The following is a 14,794-nucleotide window of genomic DNA, read 5'->3' on the forward strand; positions in this document are numbered from 1 at the left end:
CAATGAAGACAAATCTTAAAGTAAATACTCTCTGGTTATTCCTTCTGTTAGCGGGTTATGGATTGATTAGTGTACTGGTTTCTGCTGGTGTTCTCAATCTATTCCATGTCCAAATTTTAGAACAAATTGGGATTAATATCATCCTTGCAGTAGGTTTGAACTTAATCGTTGGTTTTTCAGGTCAATTCTCACTTGGTCATGCAGGTTTTATGGCGATTGGGGCTTATGCAGCAGCGATTATTGGTTCAAAATCACCAACCTATGGTGCCTTCTTTGGAGCAATGCTCTTGGGCGCCTTGATTTCTGGTGCAGTTGCTTTGCTCGTTGGGATTCCAACACTCCGTTTGAAGGGTGACTACCTGGCTGTTGCGACACTAGGTGTTTCAGAAATCATTCGTATCTTTATCATTAATGGTGGAAGTTTGACCAACGGTGCCGCTGGTATCTTGGGTATTCCAAACTTTACCAACTGGCAAATGGTTTATCTTTTTGTGGTGGTCACAACTATTGCAACTCTCAACTTCCTACGTAGTCCAATCGGACGCTCTACTCTATCTGTTCGTGAGGATGAGATTGCTGCTGAGTCCGTTGGGGTAAACACTACAAAGATCAAGATTATCGCTTTTGTCTTTGGTGCCATTACAGCAAGTATTGCTGGTTCACTTCAGGCCGGTTTTATCGGTTCTGTTGTCCCAAAAGATTACACTTTTATTAATTCCATCAACGTGTTGATTATTGTTGTCTTTGGTGGACTTGGATCTATTACTGGTACCATCGTTTCAGCGATTGTTTTAGGAATTTTAAATATGCTCCTTCAAGATGTAGCTAGCGTACGTATGATCATCTACGCTTTGGCTCTTGTATTGGTGATGATCTTCAGACCAGGTGGGCTTCTTGGGACATGGGAATTGAGTCTATCACGTTTCTTTAAAAAATCGAAGAAGGAGGGACAAAACTAATGGCACTACTTGAAGTTAAACAATTAACCAAACATTTTGGCGGTCTAACAGCTGTTGGAGATGTCACTCTTGAATTGAACGAGGGAGAATTGGTTGGTCTGATTGGACCGAACGGGGCTGGTAAAACAACCCTTTTCAATCTCTTGACTGGTGTTTATGAACCAAGCGAAGGTACTGTGACATTAGATGGTCACCTCCTCAATGGGAAAACTCCCTATAAGATTGCTTCACTTGGACTCAGCCGTACTTTCCAAAATATTCGTTTGTTCAAGGACTTGACAGTTTTGGAAAATGTTTTGATTGCATTTAGTAATCATCATAAACAACATGTCCTTGCAAGTTTTCTACGTTTACCAGCTTTTTATAAGAACGAGGAAGAATTAAAAAGCAAAGCTTTGGACTTGCTGAAGATTTTTGATTTGGATGGTGACGCAGATACTCTTGCGAAGAATCTGGCCTATGGTCAACAACGTCGATTAGAAATCGTTCGTGCTCTGGCAACTGAACCTAAAATCCTCTTTTTGGACGAACCTGCAGCTGGTATGAATCCACAAGAAACAGCTGAATTGACAGAATTGATCCGTCGTATCAAAGATGAATTTAAAATTACCATCATGCTTATCGAACATGACATGAATTTGGTTATGGAAGTCACTGAGCGTATCTATGTTCTTGAATATGGTCGGTTGATTGCTCATGGGACTCCGGATGAGATCAAGAACAACAAACGCGTTATCGAAGCTTATCTAGGAGGTGAAGCCTAATGTCTATGTTAAAAGTTGAAAACCTCTCTGTGCATTACGGTATGATCCAAGCAGTTCGTGATGTAAGTTTCGAGGTTAATGAAGGTGAAGTTGTGTCACTTATCGGTGCCAATGGTGCTGGTAAAACAACCATTCTTCGTACCCTTTCAGGTTTGGTTCGTCCAAGTGCTGGTAAAATTCAGTTTTTAGGAAAAGAAATTCAAAAGTTGCCAGCTCAAAAAATCGTGGCAGGTGGCCTTTCACAAGTTCCTGAGGGACGCCATGTTTTCCCAGGCTTGACTGTTATGGAAAACTTGGAAATGGGAGCCTTTTTAAAGAAAAATCGTGAAGAAAATCAAGCCAACTTGAAAAAAGTCTTTTCACGTTTCCCTCGTCTGGAAGAACGCAAAAACCAAGATGCGGCAACTCTTTCAGGTGGTGAACAGCAGATGCTGGCTATGGGACGCGCTCTCATGTCTACACCTAAGCTCCTTCTCTTGGATGAGCCGTCAATGGGACTTGCCCCAATCTTTATCCAAGAAATTTTTGATATCATTCAAGATATTCAGAAGCAAGGAACAACGGTTCTCCTAATTGAACAGAACGCTAACAAGGCCCTTGCTATCTCTGACCGAGGTTATGTACTTGAAACAGGCAAGATCGTCCTATCAGGAACAGGAAAAGAACTCGCAGCATCAGATGAAGTCAGAAAAGCATATCTAGGTGGCTAAACTAGTCTGGGAGACTAGTTTAGGTTGTGGATGGAGATTGCGAACGCAATCTCTCTATAGTCCGGGGGACCTTTTTAGTTGGCGGATAGAGATTGCGTAGCAATCATCAGTTCCAGTGGATTGTTTTAGTCGGCAGATAAGGATTGCGCAAGCAATTCTCCTCTGGTCTGGGGGACCTTTTTAGTCGGCAGATAAGGATTGCAGCCAAGCGACACCTAATACGACTACTTATCAAAAATATAAAATATTTCAGGGCTCCAGAATAAGGAGCTCTTTTATTTATATGTTTTTGAGGAAAGAGAAGAAGGCCTTAATTTTTACTAATTGTTTCCCTATTTGAATTGACAGTCATTTTTGTTCATATTATAATATGAGTAAGAAAAAATTGAACAGGAGGACTGAGAATGGTAACAGAAAAACAATTTAAACTTTTGCGTTTTATGTTGATACATAAAGAAAAGACATTTACTCAGAGACAGTTAGCTGAAGAGTTAGATCTATCTTTAGGAACAATCAACGCATTATTGAAAAAACTGAAAGAAGAGAAGTGGGTTGATGAGGAGCTTCACTTAACTGAACTAGGTCAGAAAGTTTTAGAACCCTATCGAGTAAAAAATGCCATTATAATGGCTGCTGGCATGAGTAGCCGTTTTGCTCCTTTGTCTTATGAGATTCCCAAAGGATTGCTTCAAGTCAAGGGTGAACGCTTGATTGAGAGGGAAATCAGACAACTGCAAGAAGCAGGAATAGAAGATATAACCGTTATTGTAGGCTATCTTCAAGAAAAAATGTTCTATCTTGCAGAGAAGTTTGGTGTAAAAATTGTAGTAAATAATGATTACTACAAATATAATAACTGTTCGTCTCTTATGTTGGTTAAAAATCAACTTTCCAACACGTATATTTGTTCATCGGATAATTATTTTGTGGAAAATCCTTTTGAGCAATATATTTATAGAGGTTACTACTCGACGATATTTGCAGAAGGTCAAACTGACGAATATTGTGTTACAGAGGATTCGAATCACACCATCGTTGATATCCAGATTGGTGGAGAAAATACTTGGGCTATGGTGGGGCACGTTTATTTTGACCGTGCATTCAGCGAGAAATTCAAGGAAATTTTAGAAACCGAGTTTAAGCATGAACCTTATCGTGAACAGCTTTGGGAGGATTACTATAGTCGCCATGTCAAGGAACTCCTTTTAGAAGCGCGCCACTATTCAGCGGATATTGTTAAAGAATTTGATTCACTAGATGAACTACGTCAATTTGATGAACGTTATTTGGTAAATGCAGATTCGGCCATTATTGATAATATCTGTAAGACATTAAAGTGTGTGGCTTCAGATATTGTCAATATCAAACCACTAAAAGATGGATTAACCAACACATCATTTTCATTTGACTGTCTAGGGAAAAGATATGTTTACCGTCATCCGGGTAGGGGAACAGAAAATTATATCGACCGAGCTAGTGAAGCAGCTTCTATGGAAATTGCTGCAAAATTAAAGATTGACCGTACCTTTGTAGCTATGAACAAAGATGAGGGCTGGAAAATTTCAGAATTTATTCCCAATGCTAAGCAACTGGATTATGATAATTGGGATGATGTGGCACAAGCAATGGACCTCTTGAGACGGTTACACCAATCTGGAGAAAAAACGGAACATTCCTTTGACCAATTTGAGGGAATTGATGATTTTAGAGAAAAATTGAAGGCTAGAAATCGATTTGAGTTTGATGGCCTCGAGGACTTGGATAAAACTGTTTCACTTCTCAAAAACTATTTACAGAATGATCCGAAACAGGTTGTCCTTTGTCATGGAGATTCCTATAGTCCTAATTTCTTGTTGAATGAAGCAGGTGAAATGAGCTTGATTGATTGGGAATATTCTGGAATGGGAGAGCCAGCAGGAGATTTGGGCACCTTTATCGCGTGTTCCAATTATACCGTAGAGGATGCTGAAAAAGTACTGGAATTGTATTTGCAAGAAGTACCAGATAAGAAAACCAAACGTCACTATTTGGCTTATGTAGCAGTGACCTCATATTATTGGTTCTTATGGGCTTTGTTCCAGGAGAGTGTCGGAAAACCAGTTGGTGAATTTCTCTACATCTGGTATCGCTATACCAAACAATATGGACAACTAGCTCTTGATTTGTATTTGGAGGAAAACTAAGATGAAAACGACATCTGAAATTGAAGAATTAGTAGCAACTGAAACAAAGAGAAGATTGGAAGAAATGGAGTCACCAAACTACGAGTTTGTTCAACCCTTCCTAAAAAGTGATTTCATTTTAATCATCTCCATAGTCCTAATCAACCTTGTTTTGATTATCTTAGCAATGACGGGAGGAATTCAATAACATGTCTAAAATGAATGACTATATCCAACAAGAAACCATAACCGGAATTGTTCCCATGACCAATAAGGATCGTCAGTATTCTTTCTGGGATCTCTTTCTATCGACAAGTGGTTTTGCCATTGCTACTTGGTGTTATACCCAAGGAGCCTATGTAGCTCAATATTTGACCTTTAATCAAATGTTGATAAATATTTTTAGCTTTAACATTATCTGGGTCTTTATTGAATGTCTCCCTATTTTGTTTGCGGTTAAGTATGGAATTGATTTGTGGATTTGGTTGAGAGCCGTTCTAGGAAAAAGAGGTGTAGCCCTGTTATCAACCATTATTAGCTTGGCTAACTTTGGATGGTATGCTGTTGCGGCCAATCTTTTTGCTAGTTCCATGATCCATTTGGCAAATAACTTTGGTCTTGGTTTGGACAAGGGAGTATGGGCGCCTATTCTTGGTACCCTCTGTGTACTGCTTGGGACTCTCATTGCTCTTGGAGGCCCAGAAGTGATTAAATGGACCAATCGCTTTTTGGTTATCGCCTTGTTGATTGTCGGTCTTATCATCGTTGGAATCTGCTTTGTCGCCGTTCCTATAACGGATATTATGAATATCCAGCCTGCCACTCAAGGAGATTTAACGCCATTAGAACGCTTCATGCTCTCTGGAGAAGGAAATGTTGCCTTTGCTTTCTCTTGGTCTACACAGGCATTGGTGTTACCACGTTTAGCAAAATCAGAACGCAGTGGTTATTGGGCTACAGCCTTATCATACGGAGTTGTGGCTCCATTCTTCGTTGCGACAGGTGGAGTCATGGCTCTAGCCATGTTTGTCAAAACAGGCGTGTATGAAAGTGATCCAACAACCATGCTATCAACTCTAAGCACCCCAGCCTTTGCTCTCTTAAGTCTACTACTAGTAGCCTTTGCTAATATTGGAACCCAGGGGACAGGATCATACGTGAACTGTATGATTGTAAAAAGTGGGATGCCCAAAGTAAGCTATAAACTAATGGTTTGGATTGCCATGGTTTACGTGAGTCTACTCACTATCTGGGGAGGAGTAGAAGAGTATTTCGGATCCTTCATCTCCCTAGCTGCCTATATTCAGGGGCCAATTATTGGTATGATTGTTGTCGACTATTTTATCTTAAGAAAACGAAAACTCGACTTGCGTTCAGCCTATTTCCTTGAAGGGCATGACGCATACGAATTTACTAAAGGATTTAACTTAGTTGGCTTGTCTTGCGTATTTATCTCTTTATTGGTAGCGGTACTATTTGTTTACAACCCTGTAACTGCACAGATTCAAAGTCCAATCTTTTTAATCACAACTGGTAGCGGATTTACTGCGCTATTTGGCGGTCTACTATATTGGCTAGCCAGTCTGAGCCCACTGAAACGTTATATGATAAAAGATCGAGACACTGTTACGATTTAAGAAGAGAGGGGACTTCGGTTCCCTTTTAACTTACACTGGTATTTTATGCAAACTTCTCAGATTATTCAAAATCTTGAAAAAGAGATGAAAGCGTTTGATAGATTTTCTAAGAAAGTGTATAATAAAAGTAGCAATATAGAAGGAGGAGTCTCATGGCAGTTAAAGATTTCATGACCCGTAAGGTAGTTTATATCAGTCCAGATACGACTGTAGCACACGCAGCAGATTTGATGCGCGAGCAAGGTTTGCACCGTTTACCTGTTATCGAAAACGATCAATTAGTCGGATTGGTAACAGAAGGAACCATTGCGGAAGCCAGCCCATCTAAAGCAACCAGTCTCTCTATCTATGAGATGAATTATCTTCTGAATAAAACCAAAGTAAAAGATGTAATGATTCGAGATGTCGTGACGGTTTCTGGCTATGCTAGTCTAGAAGATGCGACCTACCTGATGCTGAAAAATAAAATTGGGATATTACCAGTCGTAGACAATCATCAGGTCTACGGCGTCATTACAGACCGCGATGTTTTTCAGGCTTTCTTGGAAATCGCTGGATACGGAGAAGAGGGGATTCGTGTTCGTTTCATTACAGAAAATGAAGTCGGAGTACTGGGAAAAATTGTAACTCTAATTGTAGAAGAGGATTTAAATATTTCCCATACTGTTAACATTCCACGTAAGGATGGCAAGGTTGTTATCGAAGTTCAAATTGATGGAAAAATCGATTTGACTGCATTAAAGGATAAGTTTGAAAAAGAAGGAATTCAAGTGGAGGAGATCACTCATACCTCTGCCAAAGTCCTTTAAACAAGAGGCTTTAGAGCCTCTTTTCTTCTGTCATCAAAAGCGGTGAAAAGCAAAATATGGAAAGAAATGAGAGATTATGGTATAATAAAACGATATGAAAAGGAGTATCTATGGACATTTCAGAAATTCGTCAAAAAATTGACGCAAATCGTGAAAAATTAGCTTCTTTTAGGGGGTCTCTTTGACCTCGAAGGCTTAGAGGAAGAGATTGCCATCTTGGAAAACAAGATGACAGAACCTGATTTTTGGAACGATAATATCGCGGCCCAAAAAACGTCGCAAGAATTAAATGAATTAAAAAACACCTACAACACCTTCCGTAAAATGGAAGAGTTGCAGGATGAAGTTGAGATTTTATTGGACTTTTTAGCAGAAGACGAGTCAGTCCATGATGAACTGGTCGAACAGTTGACAGAACTGGATAAGATGATGACCAGCTACGAGATGACCCTTCTCTTGTCAGAACCTTATGACCATAATAATGCAATCTTAGAAATCCATCCAGGATCTGGTGGTACTGAGGCACAGGACTGGGGCGATATGTTGCTTCGTATGTATACTCGTTATGGAAATGCCAAAGGCTTTAAAGTAGAAGTCTTGGATTACCAGGCTGGTGATGAAGCAGGTATCAAGTCTGTTACCTTGTCTTTTGAAGGACCCAATGCTTATGGCCTACTTAAATCAGAAATGGGTGTTCACCGTTTGGTCCGTATTTCGCCATTTGACTCTGCCAAACGTCGCCATACTTCATTTACATCCGTAGAGGTTATGCCTGAGTTGGATGATACCATCGAAGTGGAGATTCGTGAAGATGATATCAAAATGGATACCTTCCGTTCAGGTGGCGCTGGTGGACAAAACGTCAATAAGGTTTCAACAGGTGTGCGTTTGACACACATTCCTACGGGAACTGTCGTCCAATCAACGGTCGATCGTACCCAGTATGGAAATAGAGATCGTGCCATGAAGATGTTGCAGGCTAAGCTCTATCAAATGGAGCAAGAAAAGAAAGCTGCGGAAGTTGATTCCCTTAAAGGTGAGAAAAAAGAAATCACATGGGGAAGTCAAATCCGTTCTTATGTTTTCACGCCTTATACTATGGTAAAAGATCACCGTACAAGCTTTGAAGTTGCTCAGGTAGATAAGGTAATGGATGGGGACCTTGATGGTTTTATCGATGCCTATCTCAAGTGGCGAATCAGCTAAGATAGAAAGGAACTCATATGTCAATCATTGAAATGAGAGATGTTGTCAAAAAGTATGACAATGGAACGACTGCCCTGCGTGGAGTATCTGTTACCATTGAACCAGGAGAGTTTGCCTATATCGTAGGACCTTCTGGGGCAGGTAAGTCAACCTTTATTCGAGCTTTATACCGAGAAGTAAAGATCGAAAAAGGAAGCCTAACAGTTGCAGGCTTTAATTTAGTTAAAATTAAGAAGAAAGATGTTCCATTACTACGTCGTAGTGTTGGGGTAGTCTTTCAGGATTACAAACTCTTGCCTAAGAAGACCGTTTATGAGAATATTGCCTATGCAATGGAAGTAATCGGTGAGAGCCGTCGCAACATCAAAAAACGTGTTATGGAAGTATTGGACCTGGTTGGTTTGAAACATAAGGTTCGCTCTTTCCCTAATGAACTCTCAGGTGGAGAGCAGCAACGGATTGCGATTGCTCGCGCGATTGTCAACAATCCTAAAGTATTGATTGCCGATGAGCCAACAGGAAACTTGGACCCAGATAATTCATGGGAAATTATGAATCTGTTGGAACGCATCAATCTCCAAGGTACTACTGTCTTGATGGCGACTCACAATAGCCAGATTGTAAATACCTTGCGCCACCGTGTCATTGCCATTGAAAATGGCCGTGTCGTTCGTGACGAAGCTAAAGGAGAATATGGATACGATGATTAGTAGATTTTTTCGCCATTTATTTGAATCATTAAAAAGTTTAAAACGAAATGGCTGGATGACAGTAGCAGCAGTAAGTTCGGTTATGATTACCTTAACCCTCGTTGCCTTGTTTGCATCTGTAATTTTTAATACAGCAAAACTGGCTACCGATATTGAAAACAACGTTCGGGTAATGGTTTACATTCGTAAGGATGTAGCGGATAATAGTGAAACGATTGTAAAAGAAGGTCAGACAGTTACCAATAATGACTACCACAAGGTTTATGATGCTTTGAAAGCTATACCTGCTGTTAAGAGTGTTACCTTCTCAAGTAAAGAAGAACAGTACGAAAAACTAACGGAAACAATGGGTGACGATTGGAAGGTCTTTGAAGGGGATGCAAATCCTCTCTATGATGCTTATATCGTCGATACAAATTCTCCGAGTGATGTTAAAACGGTAGCTGAAGAAGCTAAGAAAATTGAGGGAGTATCAGAGGTTCAAGATGGTGGAGCCAACACTCAACGACTTTTTGAACTAGCTTCCTTTATCCGTGTTTGGGGATTGGTTATTGCAGGGCTCTTAATTTTTATCGCAGTCTTCCTCATTTCCAATACCATTCGTATCACTATTATTTCACGTAGTCGTGAGATTCAGATCATGCGTCTTGTAGGAGCGAAAAATGGCTATATCCGTGGTCCATTCTTGCTAGAAGGTGCTTTTATTGGCTTGCTTGGTGCAGCAATTCCTTCAGTCCTTGTATTCTTTGTTTACAATATGGTTTATCAATCTGTCAATAAATCCTTGGTAGGTCAAAACTTGTCAATGATTACACCAGATGTGTTTATCCCTCTGATGACAGTCCTATTATTTGTAATCGGAATTTTCATTGGTTCAATTGGTTCAGGGATTTCAATGCGTCGATTCTTGAAGATCTAGTTGGATTTAAATGCAAATTGCAGAACAAATCAGAAAAATAATACATATTTAAAAGAGAAGTTTTCGTAAACTTCTCTTTTTCCTTTCTAAAAATAAAAAAAAATAGACAATTTTTTTATAAAAGCCTTTACAAAAAAAATAAAAGTGGTATAATTAATACATAACCAAATGCAAACGTTTTCGTAAAACGTTTGCCTAAATAAAATAAAGGAGATTTGAATGATGAAAGCTACATTCAAAAATGTCTTGTCTTTCGAATTTTGGCAAAAATTCGGTAAGGCTTTAATGGTGGTTATCGCCGTTATGCCAGCGGCGGGATTGATGATCTCAATCGGTAAATCAATCGTGATGATCGACCCAAACCTTGCTCCTCTAGTGATTACAGGTGGAATCCTTGAGCAAATTGGTTGGGGGGTTATCGGTAACCTTCATATCTTGTTTGCCCTTGCTATTGGGGGAAGCTGGGCAAAAGAACGTGCAGGTGGTGCATTTGCAGCCGGACTTGCCTTTATCTTGATTAACCGTATTACAGGTACTATCTTCGGTGTTACAGGTGATATGTTGAAAAACCCTGAAGCAATGGTTACTACCTTCTTTGGTGGTTCAATCAAGGTTGCTGACTACTTTATCAGCGTTCTTGAGGCACCAGCGCTTAACATGGGGGTTTTCGTAGGGATTATCTCTGGTTTTGTTGGAGCAACAGCTTATAACAAATACTACAACTTCCGTAAACTTCCTGATGCCCTTTCATTCTTCAATGGTAAACGTTTCGTACCATTCGTCGTTATTCTTCGTTCAACTATTGCTGCAATTCTACTTGCTGCCTTTTGGCCAGTAGTTCAAACAGGTATCAACAACTTTGGTATTTGGATTGCCAACTCACAAGAAACTGCTCCAGTCCTTGCACCATTCTTGTATGGTACTTTGGAACGTTTGCTCTTGCCATTTGGTCTTCACCACATGTTGACTATCCCAATGAACTATACAGCTCTTGGTGGAACATACGAAGTGTTAACTGGTGCAGCAAAAGGAACACAAGTATTTGGTCAAGATCCACTTTGGCTTGCATGGGTAACTGACCTTGTTAACCTTAAAGGTTCAAATGCTGACCAATACCAACACCTTCTTACAACAGTCACTCCAGCTCGTTTCAAAGTTGGACAAATGATCGGTTCATTTGGTATCTTGATGGGTGTCATCGTTGCTATCTACCGCAATGTTGATGCTGACAAGAAACACCAATACAAGGGTATGATGATTGCGACAGCCCTTGCAACATTCTTGACAGGGGTTACTGAACCTATCGAGTACATGTTCATGTTCATCGCGACTCCTCTTTACCTTGTATACTCAGTAGTTCAAGGTGCTGCCTTTGCTATGGCAGATATTGTTCACCTTCGTGTCCACTCATTCGGTTCAATTGAATTCTTGACTCGTACACCATTGGCAATTAATGCTGGTATTGGTATGGATATCGTTAACTTTATCTGGGTAACTGTTCTCTTTGCGGTTATCATGTACTTCATTGCCAACTTCATGATCAAGAAATTCAACTACGCAACTCCAGGACGTAACGGAAACTACGAAACAGCTGAAGGAGCATCAGAAGAAGCAGCTCCTGGAACTCCAAAAGTTGCAGCAGCTTCTCAAGCCGTAAATATCATTAACCTTCTTGGTGGTCGTGCAAATATCGTAGATGTGGATGCATGTATGACTCGTCTTCGTGTAACTGTTAAAGACGCAGATCGCGTTGGTACTGAGGAACAATGGAAAGCAGAAGGGGCTATGGGGCTTGTCATGAAAGGACAAGGTGTCCAAGCTATCTACGGACCAAAAGCTGACGTATTGAAATCTGATATCCAAGATATTCTTGACTCAGGTGAAATTATTCCTGAAACTCTTCCAAGCCAAATGACAGAAAACCAACAAAATACTGTACACTACAAAGGTGTAACTGAAGAAGTTTACTCAGTAGCTGATGGTCAAGTTGTTGCTTTGGAACAAGTGGAAGATCCAGTTTTTGCTCAAAAAATGATGGGTGATGGATTTGCAGTAGAACCAGCAAATGGTAACATTGTATCTCCAGTTACTGGTACTGTATCAAGTATCTTCCCAACAAAACACGCTCTTGGTCTTGTCACTGACTCAGGTCTTGAAGTGCTTGTTCATATTGGTTTGGATACAGTAAGTCTTGAAGGAAAACCATTTACCGTTCATGTCTCTGAAGGACAAAAAGTGGCTGCTGGTGATCTTCTTGTTACAGCTGACTTGGATGCTATTCGAGAAGCAGAACGCAAAACATCAACAGTGGTTGTCTTCACAAATGGTGATGTCCTCAAATCAGTTAAATTAGAACAAACAGGTTCTCTTGCAGCTAAAACAGCAGTTGCTAAAGTAGAATTGTAATATACTTGGGGTTGGAAGCTGTTTTCCAACCTCTTGTTTTAGGAGAAAAGCATGAAATTTCTAACACTCAATACTCACAGTTGGATGGAGAAGGAAGCAGAGGAAAAATTCCAAATCTTACTCCAAGATATTCTCGATAAGGACTATGATTTGATTTGTTTCCAAGAAATTAATCAAGAAATGACTTCACCTGAGGTAGAGGCTAACAATCACTATCAAGCTTTACCATCAGCAGAACCCATTCATCAGGATCACTATGTCCGACTTCTGGTTGAAAAATTGGCTGAGAAAGGGAAAAACTACTACTGGACTTGGGCTTATAATCATATTGGCTATGACCGCTACCATGAAGGCGTAGCTATCTTGTCCAAAACACCTATTAAGGCGCGTGAGATTTTAGTATCAGATGTAGATGATCCAACGGACTACCATACTCGTCGCGTTGCCTTGGCTGAGACAGAAGTTGAAGGCAAGGAACTGGCTCTTGCAAGCGTTCATCTCTCTTGGTGGGATAAAGGTTTCCAAGAAGAATGGGCACGATTTGAGGTTGTACTAAAAGATTTGAACAAACCTCTGATTTTAGCAGGTGATTTTAATAATCCAGCTGGTCAGGAAGGCTATCAAGCGATTTTAGCTAGCCAATTAGGATTACAAGACGCGTTTGAAGTTGCAAAAGAAAGAAGTGGTAGCTATACAGTACCACCAGAAATTGATGGTTGGAAAGGCAATACTGAACCACTACGAATCGACTACGTCTTTACGACCAAAGAGTTAGAAGTAGAGAGTTTACAAGTAGTTTTTGATGGCCAAAATAGTCCACAAGTCAGTGATCATTATGGTTTGAATGCTGTATTGACCTGGAAATAATGAAAGAGGTTGGAACCAGAGAGTTCCAACTTTTTAATCTACTTGAATCTTTACTACAGGACTGAGACTCAAATGGGGCTACTGTAATAGGACAAAATATGGTATAATTGAAAAGATAGAATCGAGGATAGTATGTCATTTAAGAAATTTCAATTTAAAAATTATATAGTAGAAGCCTTGGAGGAGTTAAAATTTACAACTCCGACAGAGGTACAAGAAAAATTAATCCCTATTGTACTGGCAGGTCGTGACTTGGTGGGCGAGTCAAAAACAGGTTCAGGAAAGACCCACACTTTCTTACTACCCATTTTTCAGCAATTAGATGAAACTAGCGATAGTGTGCAAGCGGTCATTACTGCACCAAGTCGTGAGTTGGCTACTCAGATCTACCAAGCAGCCCGTCAGATTGCAGCTCACTCAGATGTCGAAGTTCGTGTGGTTAATTATGTGGGTGGTACGGATAAGGCGCGTCAGATTGAAAAACTTGCCAGCAACCAACCACATATTGTTATCGGAACGCCAGGTCGCATCTATGACTTGGTCAAATCTGGTGATTTGGCTATTCACAAGGCCAAGACCTTTGTAATTGATGAAGCCGATATGACCTTGGATATGGGATTCTTGGAAACCGTTGATAAGATTGCAGGGAGCCTTCCAAAAGACTTGCAATTCATGGTCTTTTCAGCGACGATTCCTCAAAAATTGCAACCATTCTTGAAGAAATACTTGTCAAATCCTGTCATGGAGAAAATTAAGACCAAAACAGTCATCTCAGATACCATTGATAACTGGTTGATTTCGACCAAGGGCCGTGACAAGAACGCTCAAATTTATCAGTTGACTCAGTTGATGCAGCCTTATTTAGCAATGATTTTTGTTAATACAAAAACGCGTGCTGATGAGTTACATGCCTACTTGACTGCTCAAGGCTTGAAGGTAGCTAAGATTCATGGAGATATTGCTCCTCGTGAACGCAAACGGATCATGAATCAAGTGAAAAATCTGGATTTTGAGTACATTGTTGCAACAGACTTGGCAGCGCGTGGAATTGACATTGAAGGGGTCAGCCATGTTATCAATGATGCCATTCCGCAAGACTTGTCCTTCTTTGTTCACCGTGTTGGACGAACTGGGCGCAACGGACTGCCTGGTACAGCGATTACCCTTTACCAGCCTAGTGATGACTCGGATATCCTTGAGTTGGAGAAATTAGGAATCAAGTTTATTCCTAAGATGGTCAAAGACGGAGAGTTTCAAGATACCTATGACCGTGATCGTCGTGCTAATCGTGAAAAGAAGCAGGATAAGCTTGATATTGAAATGATTGGCTTGGTTAAAAAGAAAAAGAAAAAAGTCAAACCTGGCTATAAGAAGAAGATTCAATGGGCGGTGGATGAAAAACGCCGCAAAACCAAGCGTGCTGAAAATCGCGCACGTGGCCGTGCCGAGCGCAAAGCCAAACGCCAAACATTTTAAAAACTCAGTAGAATCACCTGATTCTACTGAGTTTTTATTTCCTGAAGTATTCGATAGAACTAATAATTATATACTTAAAAAAATTTGATTTATAAAACAGTATTAGCTTTAAAACTTGTTTTTAGACCAACATTTTATTGAAATTGTAAGGAAAAAAATTGAAAACTAT

Annotated in this window: 13 protein-coding genes; all 13 read left to right on the forward strand. The window is 40.1% G+C overall.

Going from position 1 to position 14,794, the window contains the following annotated elements; genetic code table 11:
- Nucleotides 1-2: 2 nt before the first annotated feature.
- Nucleotides 3-959, forward strand: a complete 957-nt coding sequence (locus HMPREF8578_RS07765; protein WP_000856266.1) for a branched-chain amino acid ABC transporter permease — start codon at nt 3-5, stop codon at nt 957-959.
- Nucleotides 959-1,723: an ABC transporter ATP-binding protein gene (locus tag HMPREF8578_RS07770; RefSeq protein WP_001186014.1), complete on the forward strand. Its 765-nt coding sequence runs from the start codon at nt 959-961 to the stop codon at nt 1,721-1,723. Before HMPREF8578_RS07765 ends, HMPREF8578_RS07770 begins: the two co-directional genes overlap by 1 nt.
- Nucleotides 1,723-2,433 carry an ABC transporter ATP-binding protein gene (locus tag HMPREF8578_RS07775; protein ID WP_000062207.1) on the forward strand — a complete coding sequence of 237 codons (711 nt, stop codon included), beginning with the start codon at nt 1,723-1,725 and terminating at the stop codon, nt 2,431-2,433. The genes HMPREF8578_RS07770 and HMPREF8578_RS07775 overlap by 1 nt, the downstream gene beginning before the upstream one ends.
- A 404-nt stretch (nt 2,434-2,837) precedes the next feature.
- Nucleotides 2,838-4,616, forward strand: coding sequence for a phosphotransferase (locus HMPREF8578_RS07780; RefSeq protein ID WP_000255707.1), 1,779 nt, complete (start codon nt 2,838-2,840; stop codon nt 4,614-4,616).
- Between the two features lies 1 nt (nt 4,617).
- A complete protein-coding gene (locus tag HMPREF8578_RS07785) occupies nt 4,618-4,803 on the forward strand; it encodes a hypothetical protein (protein ID WP_000859104.1) in 186 nt (61 codons plus the stop codon).
- A 1-nt stretch (nt 4,804) separates the two neighbouring features.
- Nucleotides 4,805-6,232: a cytosine permease gene (locus HMPREF8578_RS07790; RefSeq protein ID WP_000041471.1), complete on the forward strand. Its 1,428-nt coding sequence runs from the start codon at nt 4,805-4,807 to the stop codon at nt 6,230-6,232.
- Nucleotides 6,233-6,384: 152 nt separating this feature from the next.
- Complete coding sequence (locus HMPREF8578_RS07795) at nt 6,385-7,041, forward strand: CBS domain-containing protein (RefSeq protein WP_000268648.1); 657 nt, start codon at nt 6,385-6,387, stop codon at nt 7,039-7,041.
- Between the two features lie 110 nt (nt 7,042-7,151).
- Nucleotides 7,152-8,247 (forward strand): peptide chain release factor 2 gene (gene prfB / locus HMPREF8578_RS07800; protein WP_096753628.1). Its coding sequence is split into 2 segments (ribosomal slippage): nt 7,152-7,223 and nt 7,225-8,247, totalling 1,095 coding nucleotides; the frame shifts between segments, so codons are not numbered across the junction.
- Between the two features lie 17 nt (nt 8,248-8,264).
- Nucleotides 8,265-8,957, forward strand: coding sequence for a cell division ATP-binding protein FtsE (gene ftsE / locus HMPREF8578_RS07805; protein WP_000022275.1), 693 nt, complete (start codon nt 8,265-8,267; stop codon nt 8,955-8,957).
- Nucleotides 8,950-9,876 (forward strand): permease-like cell division protein FtsX, encoded by a 927-nt coding sequence (gene ftsX, locus HMPREF8578_RS07810; RefSeq protein ID WP_000625565.1) that lies wholly within the window; start codon nt 8,950-8,952, stop codon nt 9,874-9,876. Before ftsE ends, ftsX begins: the two co-directional genes overlap by 8 nt.
- A gap of 219 nt (nt 9,877-10,095) precedes the next feature.
- Nucleotides 10,096-12,282 carry a PTS transporter subunit IIBC gene (locus HMPREF8578_RS07815; protein ID WP_000973828.1) on the forward strand — a complete coding sequence of 729 codons (2,187 nt, stop codon included), beginning with the start codon at nt 10,096-10,098 and terminating at the stop codon, nt 12,280-12,282.
- Nucleotides 12,283-12,333: 51 nt separating this feature from the next.
- Nucleotides 12,334-13,149: an endonuclease/exonuclease/phosphatase family protein gene (locus HMPREF8578_RS07820; protein ID WP_000670846.1), complete on the forward strand. Its 816-nt coding sequence runs from the start codon at nt 12,334-12,336 to the stop codon at nt 13,147-13,149.
- A 132-nt stretch (nt 13,150-13,281) separates the two neighbouring features.
- The gene (locus tag HMPREF8578_RS07825) at nt 13,282-14,625 is read left to right on the forward strand and encodes a DEAD/DEAH box helicase (RefSeq protein ID WP_002893118.1); all 1,344 of its coding nucleotides are present in this window, start codon (nt 13,282-13,284) and stop codon (nt 14,623-14,625) included.
- The last annotated feature ends 169 nt before the right edge of the window (nt 14,626-14,794 follow it).

It is taken from the genome of Streptococcus oralis ATCC 49296 (assembly GCF_000185265.1).
Taxonomy (GTDB): Bacteria; Bacillota; Bacilli; order Lactobacillales; family Streptococcaceae; genus Streptococcus; species Streptococcus oralis_BC.